Origin of the sequence: Saccharomonospora xinjiangensis XJ-54, assembly GCF_000258175.1 — a bacterium.
Taxonomy (GTDB): Bacteria; Actinomycetota; Actinomycetes; order Mycobacteriales; family Pseudonocardiaceae; genus Saccharomonospora; species Saccharomonospora xinjiangensis.
Genome location: NZ_JH636049.1, coordinates 386,770 through 401,455, shown reverse-complemented (window position 1 = coordinate 401,455; position 14,686 = coordinate 386,770). Strand labels below are relative to the sequence as shown.

Annotated in this window: 17 protein-coding genes; 10 read left to right on the top strand and 7 right to left on the bottom strand. The window is 70.0% G+C overall.

The genetic code is table 11. The features are described 5' to 3' along the window. Positions 1-13: 13 nt before the first annotated feature. The 8 genes from SACXIDRAFT_RS01295 to SACXIDRAFT_RS01260 all read left to right on the top strand — a co-directional run bounded on the left by SACXIDRAFT_RS01295 (position 14) and on the right by SACXIDRAFT_RS01260 (position 7,728). The gene (locus SACXIDRAFT_RS01295; RefSeq protein WP_006236646.1) at positions 14-1,177 is read left to right on the top strand and encodes a radical SAM family protein; all 1,164 of its coding nucleotides are present in this window, start codon (positions 14-16) and stop codon (positions 1,175-1,177) included. Continuing rightward, positions 1,174-1,731 carry a hypothetical protein gene (locus SACXIDRAFT_RS01290; RefSeq protein ID WP_006236645.1) on the top strand — a complete coding sequence of 186 codons (558 nt, stop codon included), beginning with the start codon at positions 1,174-1,176 and terminating at the stop codon, positions 1,729-1,731. The genes SACXIDRAFT_RS01295 and SACXIDRAFT_RS01290 overlap by 4 nt, the downstream gene beginning before the upstream one ends. Next, positions 1,728-2,525 carry a hypothetical protein gene (locus SACXIDRAFT_RS01285; RefSeq protein ID WP_006236644.1) on the top strand — a complete coding sequence of 266 codons (798 nt, stop codon included), beginning with the start codon at positions 1,728-1,730 and terminating at the stop codon, positions 2,523-2,525. Before SACXIDRAFT_RS01290 ends, SACXIDRAFT_RS01285 begins: the two co-directional genes overlap by 4 nt. After that, positions 2,522-3,649, top strand: coding sequence for a phosphoenolpyruvate carboxykinase (ATP) (locus tag SACXIDRAFT_RS01280; protein ID WP_006236643.1), 1,128 nt, complete (start codon positions 2,522-2,524; stop codon positions 3,647-3,649). Before SACXIDRAFT_RS01285 ends, SACXIDRAFT_RS01280 begins: the two co-directional genes overlap by 4 nt. After that, complete coding sequence (locus SACXIDRAFT_RS01275) at positions 3,646-4,440, top strand: sugar phosphate nucleotidyltransferase (protein WP_006236642.1); 795 nt, start codon at positions 3,646-3,648, stop codon at positions 4,438-4,440. The genes SACXIDRAFT_RS01280 and SACXIDRAFT_RS01275 overlap by 4 nt, the downstream gene beginning before the upstream one ends. Further along, positions 4,437-5,087 carry an NUDIX hydrolase gene (locus tag SACXIDRAFT_RS01270; protein ID WP_006236641.1) on the top strand — a complete coding sequence of 217 codons (651 nt, stop codon included), beginning with the start codon at positions 4,437-4,439 and terminating at the stop codon, positions 5,085-5,087. The genes SACXIDRAFT_RS01275 and SACXIDRAFT_RS01270 overlap by 4 nt, the downstream gene beginning before the upstream one ends. 7 nt (positions 5,088-5,094) lie before the next feature. Further along, complete coding sequence (wecB, locus tag SACXIDRAFT_RS01265) at positions 5,095-6,249, top strand: non-hydrolyzing UDP-N-acetylglucosamine 2-epimerase (RefSeq protein WP_006236640.1); 1,155 nt, start codon at positions 5,095-5,097, stop codon at positions 6,247-6,249. Between the two features lie 387 nt (positions 6,250-6,636). After that, positions 6,637-7,728, top strand: a complete 1,092-nt coding sequence (locus tag SACXIDRAFT_RS01260) for a DUF5914 domain-containing protein (protein ID WP_006236639.1) — start codon at positions 6,637-6,639, stop codon at positions 7,726-7,728. On the opposite strand, the gene SACXIDRAFT_RS01255 is transcribed toward SACXIDRAFT_RS01260, so the two are convergent. The 7 genes from SACXIDRAFT_RS01255 to SACXIDRAFT_RS01225 form a co-directional block, all read right to left on the bottom strand. Next, positions 7,704-8,261 (bottom strand): MSMEG_6728 family protein, encoded by a 558-nt coding sequence (locus SACXIDRAFT_RS01255; RefSeq protein WP_006236638.1) that lies wholly within the window; start codon positions 8,259-8,261, stop codon positions 7,704-7,706. The genes SACXIDRAFT_RS01260 and SACXIDRAFT_RS01255 overlap by 25 nt on opposite strands. A gap of 9 nt (positions 8,262-8,270) precedes the next feature. Beyond that, complete coding sequence (locus tag SACXIDRAFT_RS01250) at positions 8,271-9,860, bottom strand: FAD-dependent oxidoreductase (protein ID WP_006236637.1); 1,590 nt, start codon at positions 9,858-9,860, stop codon at positions 8,271-8,273. Beyond that, positions 9,857-10,603: a class I SAM-dependent methyltransferase gene (locus tag SACXIDRAFT_RS01245; protein ID WP_006236636.1), complete on the bottom strand. Its 747-nt coding sequence runs from the start codon at positions 10,601-10,603 to the stop codon at positions 9,857-9,859. The genes SACXIDRAFT_RS01250 and SACXIDRAFT_RS01245 overlap by 4 nt, the downstream gene beginning before the upstream one ends. Then, on the bottom strand, positions 10,600-10,920 hold the full coding sequence (locus tag SACXIDRAFT_RS01240; RefSeq protein WP_006236635.1) for a lycopene cyclase domain-containing protein: 321 nt from the start codon (positions 10,918-10,920) through the stop codon (positions 10,600-10,602). Before SACXIDRAFT_RS01240 ends, SACXIDRAFT_RS01245 begins: the two co-directional genes overlap by 4 nt. Next, positions 10,917-11,273 carry a lycopene cyclase domain-containing protein gene (locus SACXIDRAFT_RS01235; RefSeq protein ID WP_006236634.1) on the bottom strand — a complete coding sequence of 119 codons (357 nt, stop codon included), beginning with the start codon at positions 11,271-11,273 and terminating at the stop codon, positions 10,917-10,919. Before SACXIDRAFT_RS01235 ends, SACXIDRAFT_RS01240 begins: the two co-directional genes overlap by 4 nt. Then, complete coding sequence (locus SACXIDRAFT_RS01230; RefSeq protein ID WP_050986976.1) at positions 11,273-12,385, bottom strand: phytoene/squalene synthase family protein; 1,113 nt, start codon at positions 12,383-12,385, stop codon at positions 11,273-11,275. Before SACXIDRAFT_RS01230 ends, SACXIDRAFT_RS01235 begins: the two co-directional genes overlap by 1 nt. A 64-nt stretch (positions 12,386-12,449) precedes the next feature. Further along, entirely contained in the window at positions 12,450-12,920 is a 471-nt protein-coding gene (locus SACXIDRAFT_RS01225; RefSeq protein WP_006236632.1) for a hypothetical protein, read from the bottom strand. A gap of 81 nt (positions 12,921-13,001) precedes the next feature. On the opposite strand from SACXIDRAFT_RS01225, the gene SACXIDRAFT_RS01220 reads away from it, so the two are divergent. Together SACXIDRAFT_RS01220 and gap are read left to right on the top strand one after the other, a co-directional pair. Next, on the top strand, positions 13,002-13,472 hold the full coding sequence (locus SACXIDRAFT_RS01220) for an SRPBCC family protein (protein WP_006236631.1): 471 nt from the start codon (positions 13,002-13,004) through the stop codon (positions 13,470-13,472). Between the two features lie 204 nt (positions 13,473-13,676). Further along, entirely contained in the window at positions 13,677-14,681 is a 1,005-nt protein-coding gene (gap, locus tag SACXIDRAFT_RS01215; protein ID WP_006236630.1) for a type I glyceraldehyde-3-phosphate dehydrogenase, read from the top strand. Positions 14,682-14,686 lie beyond the last annotated feature (5 nt).

Genomic DNA, 14,686 nt, shown 5'->3' with positions numbered 1-14,686 from the left:
GGAGGACAGGACGATGACTGTTTCCGCAGCACAGCACAGCCGGGTGGGTGATCCGGGGCGCGTGTGGGCGCCGATTGTGGATCAGCACGCGACGTGGATCGCGGTCAATCCGGTACAGGGCTGTCCAAAGCGCTGCACGTACTGCTTTCTCAACGAGCGTGGTCAGACCGCCGTGCCGCCGACGCAACTCGCGTCGGCCCGCGAGGCGGTGGATCTGCTGCTGAGCTCGGAGTTCTACGGTCCGTCGCGTCCGGTGGCGCTCTACACCTGGACCGATGTGATGGCGCTGCCCGCCTCGCGGACACATCTGGCCGCGCTGCTGGAGGAGTGGGTGCGGCGTGCGGTGCCGAGTCCGGTTGTGCTGATCACGAAGTGCCAGGTCCCGGATGAGACGATCGCGGTCATCAACTCCGCGCGCGAACGTGGGACAACGGTTCTGGTGTACCTGAGTTACTCGGGTCTTTCCCGCGAGGTTGAGCGGGGGATCCGGCACGACGCGATCGTGGCGAACTTCCCGCGCCTGGCCGAGGCCGGGATTCCGATCGTGCACTACTGGCGGCCCGTTTTCCCAGACTCCGCCGATCTGGAAACGATGTGTCGGGTGCTGGACCACGCGGCGCGCTACGCGGTCTGTACCGTCGCCGCCGGGCTCAAGGTCGAGCCCGCCGCACTGGACCGCCTGGCGGAGTCCTGGCCGGAGCTGGCGAGCACGCCAGGCGTGACTGAGGCGGAGGGCGTGTATCCGCGCCTGTTCTGGGAATTCATCCACCGCACCTGGCAGCGGCATCCCGGTTATCCGCTGTTTCACACCAACTCCTGCGCCCTGTCCTTTGTCCTCGAGCGGGCGGACTCGTTTGGAGTTTTCGGCAGCCCAATCTGCCGGCAGCGCAACACCTGCCCGGTCACGCAGCGCGAACGCTGTACCGCCGCCGACTCCCGCCGCACGCCGCCCAGCAACGATGAGATACGTGCTGCGTTGACTCGCCGTGGCTTGCCGGAAGTATCGTTTTCATTGGTCGAGCAAGGTCGCGAGTTGATCATCGACGCGGCAGCTGAGACGAACGTCGCCGCTGCACTGACCCAAGACCTCGGTGTCCGGATCCGGGTGGCTCGCGACGACGGGGACGCCTATTGGAGCAGCGGGACGGCTGGGGCGATACCCGTGATCGTGGGATGAGCCGCCTCAGTGAGCACGTCGGCGACGTGCTGGACGACGTCCGCCATCTGCGCCGCCGATTCGCCACCACTGCGCCCCGCGCATGGGATCCCAGCACCGCTGCCGCGGAGTTGTCCGTCCAGGTCGGACACCTGGCGTTGTGTTTGCTGCGCGACCACGGCGCCGACGTCACCGGGCTGGAAGACCCGCGCCGCCCCCTCGAGGACGTCGGGGACGAACTGGCCGACATCGTGCTCGCCGCGTTGAGTATCACCGTCCTCGCCCGCTGCGAGCCGATCGGATGCGCGGAGCCGCCGCGTGCGGAGACGGCCCTCGACGCGTTTCTGCGGCTGCTCGTGGCGGCGGGCACTCTCTCGGAGGCCGCGCTGGTCGAGCACCATTACCGCCATCGGCCCGAAGGGAGTCCACCGTCGCTGCCGGAAGCCGCCGGGGCCGTCGTCGCGGCGTGCGACGTACTCGCCGACCAGCTCGGACTCGACCTGATCGGCGAGTTCCGCGCGATGGTCGCCGACGCCTGCTCCTTCCTCGACCAGCGGGAAGGCAACGTGTCATGAGTCGGCAGGTGGGCGAGTTCAGCACGCGTCGCCGCGACGGTGCGCATGTCACCAAGCGCCTCACGCGGCAGCATCCGACCGGAGCTCGGTTCGTCACCGCGATGAGCGCGACCGGGACGGCCGGAATGCGCTCCTACCTCGACGCACTCCAGGCAAGTGGGGTGCGGCTCGCAGACGAGCTACAGCTACTCGGATCCGAACCGTTGACGATCCGCCACAGGTGGGTACCGGGGCCGAATCTTCTCGACGCCGCCAACCACACAGAGCCCGCCAGCTTCGCCGCGGCCGTCGCCGAGATCGCGCACTGGATCCGAGCGCTCGACGGCTCGGACGCGCGGCTTGACGCCAATCTCGCGAACTTCTGCCTCACCGACGATCGGCCAGTGCTCGTCGATGTCCTGCCGCCGTTGATTCCGAGTCTGCGGCCGAAGCCGGTGAACCTATTCGACGAGTTGTTCGCCGTGCTGTGCTTCGACACACCGGTCCTGCTCGACGCGTTCCTCGGCTACGCCCTACGGGCGTGCCTGCACACCCCGAACCGGACCCCCGCGCGTGAACTCTTGCCCGTCGTCCGCGACTTCGCCGCCGACGACGACGCCGACGCGGGTTTCCCGGCGACGTGGTTTCGCGTCCGGCTTCAACTCGCGGCCAGCGCAGCGTGTGGTGAGGTCGCGGTCGAATCAGTGCACGACTTCTTCTCCCTCACCTCGGTGCTGGGCTTCGGGCAGCTCAGCGAACACGCGCGCCGCCACCGCATCGACGCCGTCGCACGACGCATCCAGGAGTGGTCATGACCGCACAGCCCTACGAGTCCTGGACGTCACATCTGGGGGATGTGGGATTCGAGATCAGCGCACCGGTGTCCTGGGCCGCCCAGCAGCGCCGGTATCTGGCCGATTACCTGCCCGGCCGCCTCGGCGATCAGAGTTTCGGAGCGTTTCATCTTGTCGTGCGGCCCGACGACGCACGATGCGAGGAGGTCGTGCGGGACGCGAACCGGCCATCGATCACCCGGCACCTCGAACCGGTTCCCGGGGTGGTTCTGACCGAGACCCATACCCCTGCCGGGACTCGCAGCTACGCCGTGGCCGCCGACGGCTTGGAGCACCAGGCCAGCGCCTGGGCCGTTCGCGTGCACGAGCGCAGCATCGAGCTTTCCCTGCACTCCAGTGCGCGGCGTCCGCATGCCTATCCGCTGCGCTTGATGCGCGAGGCGATGCTGCGCACCTACGAGGACCACGGCGGTGTCGTCTTCCACGCCGCCGGAGCCGACTTCGACGGCCACGGCATGGTGATCATCGGCCCCCGTTCGGCGGGCAAGACAACATTGCTGACCTGCCTGCTCCGCGCCACACGCGCTGCATTGCTGTCCAACGATCGGCTCATCCTCCATCACCAGCGGCGTCTGGTCGCCGTCCCGCTGCCCGTCCCGGTCGCACGCGGCACCCTGGAAGCCGTTGCCGAACTCGCCGACGCCGTCTCGGCTTCATCCCGGCCGCAGCGTCCGGTCAGCGCACTCCCGACCACCTTCGGAGCCACGGACAAAGCCGAGTTCAGCGCCCGCGAGTACGCCGCCGCGCTCGGGACCTCGCTCGCTGCCGGTTCCTGGTTACGCACGATCCTTGTGCCGCGGCTCTCCGATACCGCCGAACCCGCGAGCATCCGCACACTCCCACCAGCGGAAGCCCAGCGAGCACTGTGGGCCAGTTGTTTCACACCGCACGACGAGTTCTGGCAACAACCGTGGCTTGTACCCCGCACGACGCCTGCCGCCGCACTGCGGCATCAGGCCGAACCGCTCGTGCGGGAGGTCGCCGAAACCATCCCGTGCGTGGAGATCCGGTTCGGGATACGCAACCCGCTCGGCGAACTGGAGCAGATACTTCCGACGATGGCGCTGGAGAGGACCATGTCATGACCAGGACGGATTTTCCCGCGGTCGTGACCGCAGCGGGGGCGGCCACACGATTCCAGCCGTTCGCAGCCACGGTGCCCAAGGAGATGCTGCCGCTGGGCCCCACGCCCGCCGTCGAGCACGTGATCCGCGAGTGTCTGGGCGCCGGCGCCACCGACGTCATCGTCGTAACCCGCCCCGGCGACACTGTCGTCCCAACCCATGTGCAAGGCCTGCGCGCCGAGGGGCTTCCCGTCGAGACCGTCGCAGAAGACCTCTCTCACGGTTACGGCAACGCCACGCCACTGCTCACCCTCCGGGATCGTCTCGCTTCCTGCGAGGCGTTCGCCGTCGCGTTCGGCGACGACATCCTCCTCGGCGAACACTCATCTGGCACGAACCTCACAACGATGCGCAACCACCTGCGTGGCGGAGTCGAAGGCGTCATCGCCGCCCAACACATCGATCGCAACGACACCCGCTCGTTCGGCATCATCGACACCGCCGCCGACACCCCTGACCGCGTGCGCAGGATTCGGCAACGTCCGACTCCCGAGACGGTGGACGAGCCACTGGCGGTTGTCTCTCGTCTGATCCTGCGGCCGTCGATCCTCGCCCGGCTCCGGCCCACCGAGCTCGCGCGTGGTGAAGTGGACCTCGGCATCGCCACAGGCCAGCTCGCCACCGAGGCATGTGTCTTGGTCCACCGGATCGCGGGACACTGGGTCACCGTCGGCGACCCTCACCGCTACTTCGACGCCCTCCGCACCTACTGGCAGCACCACACCGACCCGACAGGAGTTCCGCACCCGTGACTGAGATCGACATCTTCACCGACCGCTACGAACACCTCGGCACCGAGGACAAGAAGGAAGCCCACCGCTTGGGGCTGTGGCATCGCACGTTCTCCGCGCTCGCCGTCAACCCGAGTCGCCGCCGTGTGCTGTTGCAGAAGAAGGTCCCGGGCCGGTACTCATTCGACCGGCCCGACTACGCCGACATCACCGTCGGCGGCCACTACCACGCCGGTGAGGACATCCCCGCCGGTGTGCGCGAGGTTCACGAAGAACTGGGTCTACCCGTCTCCTACGACCAGCTGCATCCGCTCGGGCTGCGCCAGACCGCCGTCACCCTCGCCCCCGACTACCTCGAGCGCGAGTTCCAGCACTGGCACCTCCTGCCACTGGAGATCGACCTCGAGGAGATCCCACTGGCTGATGCCGAGGTGTCCGGACTCGTCGAACTCGACCTCGACGACGCGATCTCCCTGGCCACAGGCGACACCGACACCGTGCCCGCCCGGTTCGCCAGCCGCACCGACACCGGCCTGCACCACAGCGACGGCACGCTGTCACGCGCCGAGCTCGTGCCCAACTACCTCGCACTCGACCAGCTCTACTTACGCCTGTTCGTCACCGCATACCGCTACTGCGCGGGCGAACGCACCCACCTGTTCTGGTAGGCGCGAAGTGACTGTTGCGCTCATCGTGGGAACCCGACCCGAAGCCATCAAGCTCGCGCCTCTCGCCTCGCTGCTCGGTCCCGAAGCACTGGTCGTCCATACCGGTCAGCACCACACCGCCGGCATGACCGGCCACCTCACACCCGACATCGAACTCCACACCGCGCACGACACGACACGGGGTGCTCAACTCGGTGCGATGACCAGCGCCCTCGACCAGCTCTTCCGCAAAAACCGGCCGGACGTGGTCGTGGTGCAGGGCGACACGACCTCCGCGCTGGCCGGAGCCCTCGCCGCCAACGCCACCGACATGCCTCTGGTGCACGTCGAGGCAGGGTTACGCAGCTTCGATCGCGCCATGCCCGAGGAACACCACCGGGTTCTCATCGATCACCTCGCCGACCTCTGCTGCGCACCCACCCCCGTGGCGCGCGACAACCTTCTGGCCGAACGCATCCCACCCAGTCGCATCGCGGTCACCGGCAACCCCATCGTCGAAGCCGTCGGCCACAACCTGCCCCAGCCCGAGCATCAACTCCAACTCCTCAACCAGCTCGGCCTCACCACCAGCGCGTTCATCCTCGCGACCCTCCATCGGCCCGAAAACACCGACAATCCGGACGCATTGGAGACGATCCTGCGCGAACTCACCGCGCTCCGGGAGCCGGTCGTCCTGGCGCTGCACCCGCGAACCCAGCGTCAGATCACGAAGTTCAGTCTCACCACGCTCACGCGCGAGATCCGGTGTAGCGGCCCTCTCGACTATCCGATGCTGCTGACCCTGATCCGCCACGCCGCCGTCGTGATCTCCGACTCCGGCGGCGTCCAAGAAGAAACCACCGTGCTCAAACGCCCCATCCTCGTCATCCGCCGCAGCAACGAACGCCCTGAAGTCGAAGCAACCTTCGGAGCACGGCTGCGACCGGGCCAGGACATCGCAGGCACCGTGAACCAATGGCTCAGCGACATCGCCGCCACTCACACACGCCTCGCTGACCAGCGCTGCCCGTACGGGGATGGCACCGCCACACGCCGAATCGCGGACGCCATGCAAACAGTACGGCGATCAGCGAGGACGCTGTGTCCGGTGCCAAAGACCAGTCATCACAGGCCGATGTCGTTGAGGGCGTTGTCAGTCCAGCCGTCTTCCTCGCGGATGTAGCGGTCCACGTCCCGCTGGTGGGGCTCCACCGTCCTTGGCGGCTGATGGAGTGCTGGTCGTGGCCGGCGCGGCGGGCGGAGGTGGCCATCCCGGCGCGCAGCGAGCGTCCGGTGAACCGGAACGCCGACCCGCACAAGCCGTGGGCCATGCGTTCAATCGCTTGGCCCACGGCCTGCCCCGTCATGCCGCCGCCGAGGTTGCCGTGCCGGTCCACACGACGGAAGGCAGGCCCGTAGGTAAGAGCCGGGTCCGAGCACTGACTCCCTCGACGCGGGGTGGCCCACGCTTCGCGAAGCGTCTCCTCTCGGGTCATCTGACACCCACGACGCTGGGTGGCGTTTGGCGGTGCGGCGGCTCGGCAACACCCGTCCCGATCGGAGGTGCGGTGTGTTCGGACGGCGACGGACGGTGGGAGAGCTCGCCACGGCCGCGGCGCGGCGGTGGCCCCGGCGGTGGCCCCAGGAATGGCCGCAGGAATGGCCGCTGCGACCCCTGCCGCGCGAGGAGTGGGGCCGCCGGCGGCCGACGGTGGGGCAGGCCGACGTCACGGTGATCGACGCCGCCGTCAAGCGGGCGCAGGCCCGGCCGTCGGGTAACTGGTTCGTCGTCGCCGATTCCCGGCTCGTGCGCCGCGACCGTCCCTACGGCATGACGATCGCGGGCAGGGAACTGGTGGCGTGGCGCGACGAGCACGGTGACGCCGTCGTCGGTTCGGGTGTGTGCCCGCACCTCGGTGCCCCGCTGGCGCAGGGCCGCATCGTCGAAGGGCGACTCGTGTGCCGGTGGCACGGGCTCGCGGTGCCCGCGTCCGGATTGCCCGGCTGGGGATGGTGCCCGCTGCCCTCCCACGACGACGGCGTGCTCGTGTGGGCGCGACTCGACGACGTTGACGGCGAACCCCCGGCACCGAGGCCGGTGCTACCGCGGCGGCCGGACCTCGGCACGGCGCTGACGGCGGTCACCCGGCTCGACGGCGTGTGCGAGCCCGTGGACGTGGTGGCCAACCGGCTCGATCCGTGGCACGGCGCGTGGTTCCACCCCTACGCCTTCACCGCACTGCGGGTCGTGGAGACGCCGGAGACACCGGATGCCTCGCAGTCCCCTGACGCGGACGCCGAGGACCGGTGGGACCGGTTCGTGGTGGACGTGACCTTCCGCGTCGGGCCGAGGCTGGGCGTTCCGGTGCGCGCGGAGTTCACCTGCCCCGAACCGCGCACCGTGGTCATGCGCATCGTCTCGGGGGAGGGGCAGGGCAGCGTCGTGGAGACCCATGCGACGCCGCTGGGGCCGGGCCCCGACGGGCGGGAGCGCTCGGCCGTCATCGAGGCGGTCGTGGCGACGTCGCAGCGCACCGGGTTCCTCCTGGCCCGCAGGCTCGCGCCCGCGATCCGGCCTGCCGTGCGCAGGGCGGCCACCAGGCTGTGGCGGGACGATCTCGCGTATGCCGAACGCCGTTACGCCCTGCGGCGCGGTGTCTGAGCGCGAGACCGGGGCGCACGGCGGGACGCGGGTGCCGCGCTGGGCGGGGACTCGCCGGGATCGGTGAGCTGCGTCCTGTCGGACGGCGGCCACACGTACGGCAGGTCGTCGGGCACGTCGGGGAAGGCGGGGCGGTAGTGCTCCGGGTCCTTGCGCACCAGCGCCGACCGGTGGCTGCGGTGGAACGCCTCGTCACCGAACCACGGTGGAAGCTCGTGCGCGGCGGCCAGGGCATCCTGATCGCGCACGGTCGTGACGCCGAGCGCTCCGGCAAGATCGGCGACGAGCTTCACCGCGCACGTGTCGGCGCGGCCCTGCGCCGTCCAGTGCTCGCACATGGCGAGCCCGTACCGCGTGAGGGCCTCCTCGTAGCCGGCCCACATGCGCACGGCCGGATGGCGCCGCCAGCCGTGTCCCGGCACGGTCAGCGCGCGCAGCACCTGGAGTGTCTCGACGCGCTGCTTGCCCAGCCGCCGCAGGTCCAGCACACGGGCGGTGGCGGCGAAATCGGGGTAGGGCAGGAAGGTTTGCACCCGGCCTCCTCACACCGGCACGCCCGCGCCGGGGATCGCGTCGCGGCGGGAGCCGAACCGGGCGGTGAGCGCCCCGAGCGTCCGCAGTGCCCTCAGCGCCGCGTTGTAGCCCCTGCCGGGCACCGTGACCAGGTCGTGGCCTGCCGCGCCCCAGTTGGCGAGCAGGTGGTTCGCGGCAAGCCAGCCGGTGGTGGCGGCCCGCTCCATCAGGGCCACCGGCAGGTCCACCCTGATGCCGTCGCCCGCGAGCACAAGGCCCGGCACCGGTGTGCTGATGCCGGGACGGAACACGAAGGAGCCGGGTGGGAAGAGCGGACAGTCGTCCCGCCAGAGCACTTGCTCGGTCACCGTCCGCGCGGCGCGTGTTTCCGGGTACACCTCGTGCAGCCGCTGCCACAGCCGCGCCCGGATGTCCTGGCGAACGCCAGGGTCGTCGCCGCCGGTGACGGCGTAGGCGTGCAGTTCCACCACCGATCCGCCCTCGCGGGTGGCCCACGCCGCCGCGTCGGTGTCGTAGCGGTCGAGGACGCTCACGTTGTCCAGCGGCGGTCTGCCGCCCGTGGCGAGGAACGCGGGCCGCGCCGGATCGACCGGACGGTCCAGCCACGCCCGCAGCACGCAGAACGGCGGCGCCGTCGTCAGCTTCGCCACCTGCTCCCGCCACCACGGGGGCCCCAGCGCGGGGGAGTTCGCCACAAGTGTCCGCAGCCCACGCACGTCCGTCGCCAGCACCACGGCGTCGGCGTGTGCCGTCTCACCGCTGCCGTTGACGCGGAAAACACTCCCGTCCTGCTCGATCCGCTCCACGGCCATGCCGGTGCGCAGGCGCGCCCCCCGGCCGGTGAGGTAGTCGGCCAGCGGTTGCCACAGCTCATGGAACGGCCGGTGAGGCACGTCGAACACGAGCCCCTCCGCCGAGCCGAGGAAGTAGAGGTGGAACATCAGCGCCAGCTCGGCGGCCGAGAGCTGTTCGGCGGGGGCGAAGAAGCTGCGCGAGAACACGTCGAACGCCAGGTGCCTGGCGGCGTCGGGGAACCTGATGCGGTCGAGGAACGCGTGGGCGTCGAGGTCGTCGAGTGCGTGGTAGACGTCGGGAACGCGCACGTCGATCAGGGGCAGGGCGTCTTTCGCGGACACCCGCAGCAGGCCGGAGGCGGGAAAGGTCGGGCTTCGCAGGGCGAAGGCGATGGCGTTCCACGGCGGGGTCGTCGGCAGCCCCCTGAAGGAATCGACGCGGCCCTGTGCGTCCACCAGCGGGTAGTCGGCGACGGGCCGCAGCACCGCGAGACCGCTTTCCGCGCGGGCCAGCAGCGCGCGCAGGTTGTAGTACTGCCGGAAGAAGGCGTGGAAACCGCGGCTCATGCCGGTGTGGCGCCCATCGGGCAGCGGCACAGTCCAGCCGCCGACCCTGCCCCCCAGGTACGGCATGGCCTCCAGCAGTTCGACGGTGACGCCTCGTTCGGCGAGGCCGGTCGCGGCGGCGAGGCCCGCGATGCCGCCGCCGACCACCACGACACGGCGTCGCGGGAACACGGTGGCGGTTCCGCGCTGAGCGGCGATCGTCCTCCTCCGGGGGTCGGTGCCGAGAGCCGGATTCACGGCGCCGTCCCGCGAGGGCCGGGCGGCGCGGTGGCCGTGATCGTGTGCAGGATGCCCCGATGCCAGCCGCGTGCGGGGTGCTCGGACACGCGGGTGAAACCCGCGTCGAGCAGACGGCGCCGCAGCCGCGACGGCGAGTCGAACTCCCGCACGCTGCGCCACAGGTACCGGTACAGGCGGGTGTCGCCGCTGACCAGCCACGCTGCCGGGATGATCGCCGAACAGCACACGGCCGTCCACGTCAGCCGCGGCAGCGGGCGTTCCGCGAGCGAGTAGTCGTGCAGGACGAGCACCCCGCCGGGACGCAGCAGCCCCCGCAGAGCAGCCAGCGTGGTGTCCGGGTCGGGCACGTTGCGGAGCAGGTAGGCGGCGAACACCGCGTCCACAGTGCCGGCGACCCCGAGCGCGGGAAGGCCGGGCAGATCGTCGATGGCGGCGGCCACGAACCGCACCGAGTCGGGCCACGGCTTGCGCCTCGCCACATCGATCATGCCGGCCGAGGCGTCAACGGCCACGATCTCCGGATCGACGAGCATCGACAGCAGTGCCTGGGTGGATGCCCCCGTGCCGCACCCCGCGTCGAGCACCCGCGCTCCCGGTCCCACCGCCCTCGCCACGAGGCCGGCGGCGGAACGCAGGTGCGCGTGGTAGCCGGGATCGAGACCGACGAGCCGGTCGTAGTGCGGCGCGGCCCTGTCGAATTCGCCCATCACCTCGGCCTTGACCAGTCCGGTTACCGTCACGAGGTGTGCTCCTGTCGTTCGCTCGCGGTCCAGGCCAGCAGGGTGGCGGTGACGAGGCTGAACCCGAACAGGAAGTCCTCGACGGGGATGTCGAGCGGGAACCTCAGCCCAAGGTGATGTGCGGGGTCGTAGATCACGACCGGCGCGGAGAGCTTCGTCAGCCAGCCGTCCACCGGTACCTGAAAGGCCAGCACGATGGCCACAGTGATCCAGTACGCTCCGCGCCGGAAGAGGCCCGTGCGCAGCCACGCGAGCTCCGCGCCGACCACGGCGACCACCGAGGCCAGCGCGGGCACCGTGTATCCGAGGCCGCTCACCGTCGCTCACCCACCTTGCCGACCCTGATGCGCCGCACCGTCTCGAACGTGAGCAGCGCGCACAGCGGGATGGTGACGAAGAACAGCGCCTCCTCGACAGGGAGACCGGGAGCGAGCCGCACCCCCAGCGTGTAGACCGGGCTGATCTCCCACACCCCCGCACCGATGGCCACCACATCCCAAGCCAGAAACAGCAACGCGGGCGCCAGCGCGCGCACCAGGCGGCGGGGCCGCCGGTACACCCTGGCTCCCGCGAACTCCAGCGGCAGTGTGACGGCGAGGCAGGCAGCCAGCGCGAGTGCGTAGTGCCACTCGTCGGGCGGGAACGCCATGACCTCCGGCGCGGACGGCATCAGCGCCTCTCCTTCGTCGAGGTGATCGGGATGTGCTCGCCGACAGGGCCGCCGCGGTTACTCCGGCCTGCCCGGCTCCGGCCCACGGCGAACGAACGGGCGCCGGGACCGGTGTAGACAGGCTGACGCCGCCGCAGCGGGGCCCTGCGGGGAGGCGGCAAGGCCGCCGTGCGGACCATCGTGCTCGCGGCCAGCGCCAGCCGGCGCGAGGTGCCGACGACCGCGCGGCCTGCGAAGACGTCGTATCCCGCCTCGGCGATCGCGTCGAGAATCCGGGAGTACAGCGTGAACGCGGTGGCCACGCACGGCCGAGACTCGGGGCGCAGCAGCGCGACTCCCGGCCACGCGCGCCGGTAGACGCGGCGAGTGCGCTCCACCTGGTCGGCGACGGCGCGGCGCACCTTCGGGTCGGCGTGTCCCACGGTGCGGCACCACGACAGCAGTTCACGATCGACGCCGTGAGCGGCCAGCTCGTCGGCAGGCAGGTAGACGCGGCCCCGATCGAGATCCTCGGCGATGTCGCGCAGGAAGTTGGTGAGCTGGAACGCGGCCCCGAGCGCGGCAGCCCTTGGCGCGGCTGACGCCCGGTCGCACACGGTGCCCAGCACGGGAAGCAGTTGCAGGCCGATGACCTCGGCCGAACCGTGCATGTACTCCTCCAGCGCCGCGCGGGTGGCGTAACCGGAGGTGGTCAGGTCCATGCGCATCGAGCGCAGGAACGGGGTGAACAGGCCGGGGTCGATCTCGTAGCGGTTCACGGTGTCGGCCAGCGCGGTGAACACCGGGTCGTCGCACGGCCTCCCCGCCAGCGCCGCGCCCAGCGCGGTGTCGAGCGCCGTGAGCCGTGCCGCCGCCTCCGCGCGAGGCAGATCACCGTCCACGATGTCGTCGGCATGGCGCGCGAAGCCGTACAACGCGTGCACGGCGGGCCTGCGCGACGCGGGCAGCAGGCGCGTCGCCAGGAAGTAGGTGCGCCCGTGCCGGGCGTTGAGCCACCGGGAGTGCAGGTAGGCGGCACGGAGCCGGGGTTCGGTGATGCGCGCGGCGGCGAGTTCCCTGCGCGCGGCGACGCTGTCACCGACGGCACCGGCGCCGACGGAATCGCCGATCACTCCGACGTCACCGCCGGTGGGATCGCTTTCGGGACCGCTCCGCCTGACGACCACGGCCCTGCCCTCACCGCGAGAAGTTCGAGGGAGTCGCCCGGTCGGTCGCGGTGCGGGTGTTCTCGGCCCCGGTCACATCACGGGGCTCGGCCTCGTGGCCGGCAAGACCCCTGCTGCGGCGGGCGTGTTTGAGCCCAGCCTCGTACGCGTGCCGCTGACCTGGTGTGAGCCTTCTCGCCTCGTCGGCGAAATCCCGGAACACCGCGTAGTAGGTGTCCTCGTAGTCCTCGACCACCTGGTACGTCCAGCGGCCCGGCAGCACGTTGCGGCCGAGCAGTTCCCTGTCCAGCCGCGCGGCGAGGTCGGAGTGCCCGGCGTCCCGCAACATCCCGATCGCCTCCTCGAGTGCGAAGTCGGCCGTGCCGGTGAGCCGGTGGAAGGCGTAGAGGTGACCTCGCGCTTCCTCCACCACCTCCAGTGCCTCGGTCACCTTGCCCACCGCGCGCACCGTGGCGGTGCCGGGCTGCGATGTGTGCGTCATGGACGGTCGGGTACCCGGAGCGCGCACGACTGATGCGTGCCGGACCGTCCGGCGCGGCGATCTGCCGAGGAGGTGGTGCCCGTGAGCACGGTGATGAAGGCCGTCGATGTGGAGGTCCCGCTGTCCACCGCGTACAACCAGTGGACGCAGTTCGAGTCGTTCCCCGAGTTCATGGAGGGGGTCGAGCAGGTCCGCCAGCTCGACGACACGCGCACACACTGGGTGACCCAGGTCGGTGGGGTGACCCGCGAGTTCGACGCGACCATCACCGAGCAACACCCCGACGAGCGGGTGGCATGGAGGTCCGACTCCGGCCCCACTCATGCCGGGGTGATCACGTTCCACCGGCTCGACCCTCACCGCACCAGGGTCACGGCCCAGCTGGACATCGACCCTGACACGTTCCTCGAGAAGGTCGCGGACAAGGCAGGCCTGCTCGAGAAGCGCATCGACGGCGATCTGCACCGGTTCAAGGAGTTCGTCGAGCACCGGGGCCACGAGACCGGCGCATGGCGCGGCGACGTCCCGCCGCCTCCCACCGCGCGGTCGTAGGCGGCCGGTTCCCCAGGAAATCCACGAAGCCGGCTCACGACGTGAGCCGGCTTTCTTAATCGATTCGCCCGGACGGCGAGCGTGGCTCAGGTCTCGTCACGGGGTACTCGGGTAGCCGCTGGCCAGCACGCTAGGGTGGCTGGTGAACCCGAAGAAGTGTCAGCCCGGTTACGCTCCGGGCCGAACCCCGAGGAGAGCAGAGCAGTGACGGTTCGCGTAGGCGTCAACGGCTTCGGCCGGATCGGCCGCAACTTCTTCCGCGCCGTGCAGGCCGGCGGCCACGACATCGAGATCGTCGCCTTCAACGATCTCGGTGACGTCGCCACGATGGCTCACCTGCTCAAGTACGACAGCATCCTGGGCCGGTTGAGCGAGGACGTCTCCGTCAGCGAGGACGGCATCGTCGTCGGAGGCAAGACGATCAAGGCTCTCGCCGAGAAGGACCCCGCCAAGCTTCCGTGGGGCGACCTCGGTGTCGATGTGGTCGTGGAGTCCACCGGCTTCTTCACCAAGGCGGAGGCCGCGAAGGCTCACATCGACGGTGGCGCCAAGAAGGTGATCATCTCCGCTCCCGCGAAGGGCGAGGACCTCACCGTCGTTCTCGGTGTCAACGACTCCGCCTACGACGGGTCGCAGACCATCATCTCGAACGCGTCCTGCACCACCAACTGCCTCGCGCCGCTGGCGAAGGTGCTGCACGACGAGTTCGGCATCCAGCAGGGTCTGATGACCACGATCCACGCCTACACGCAGGACCAGAACCTGCAGGACGGCCCCCACAAGGATCTGCGAAGGGCACGTGCCGCCGCGCTGAACGTGGTGCCGACCTCCACCGGCGCGGCCAAGGCCATCGGTCTCGTGCTGCCCGAGCTCAACGGCAAGCTCGACGGCTACGCGCTGCGCGTGCCCGTGCCGACCGGCTCCGCCACCGACCTCACGGTGACGCTCGCGAAGAGCGCCTCGCTGGAGGACATCAACGCCGCCTACCGGGCCGCCGCGGACGGTCCGCTGAAGGGCATCCTCCGCTACAGCGAGGAGCCCATCGTGTCGTCCGACATCGTCACCGACCCCGCGTCGTGCATCTACGACGCGCCGCTGACCAAGGTCATCGACAACCAGGTGAAGGTCGTCGGCTGGTACGACAACGAGTGGGGCTACTCCAACCGCCTCGCCGACCTGGTGAAGCTCGTCGGCTCGAAGCTGTCCTGACGACA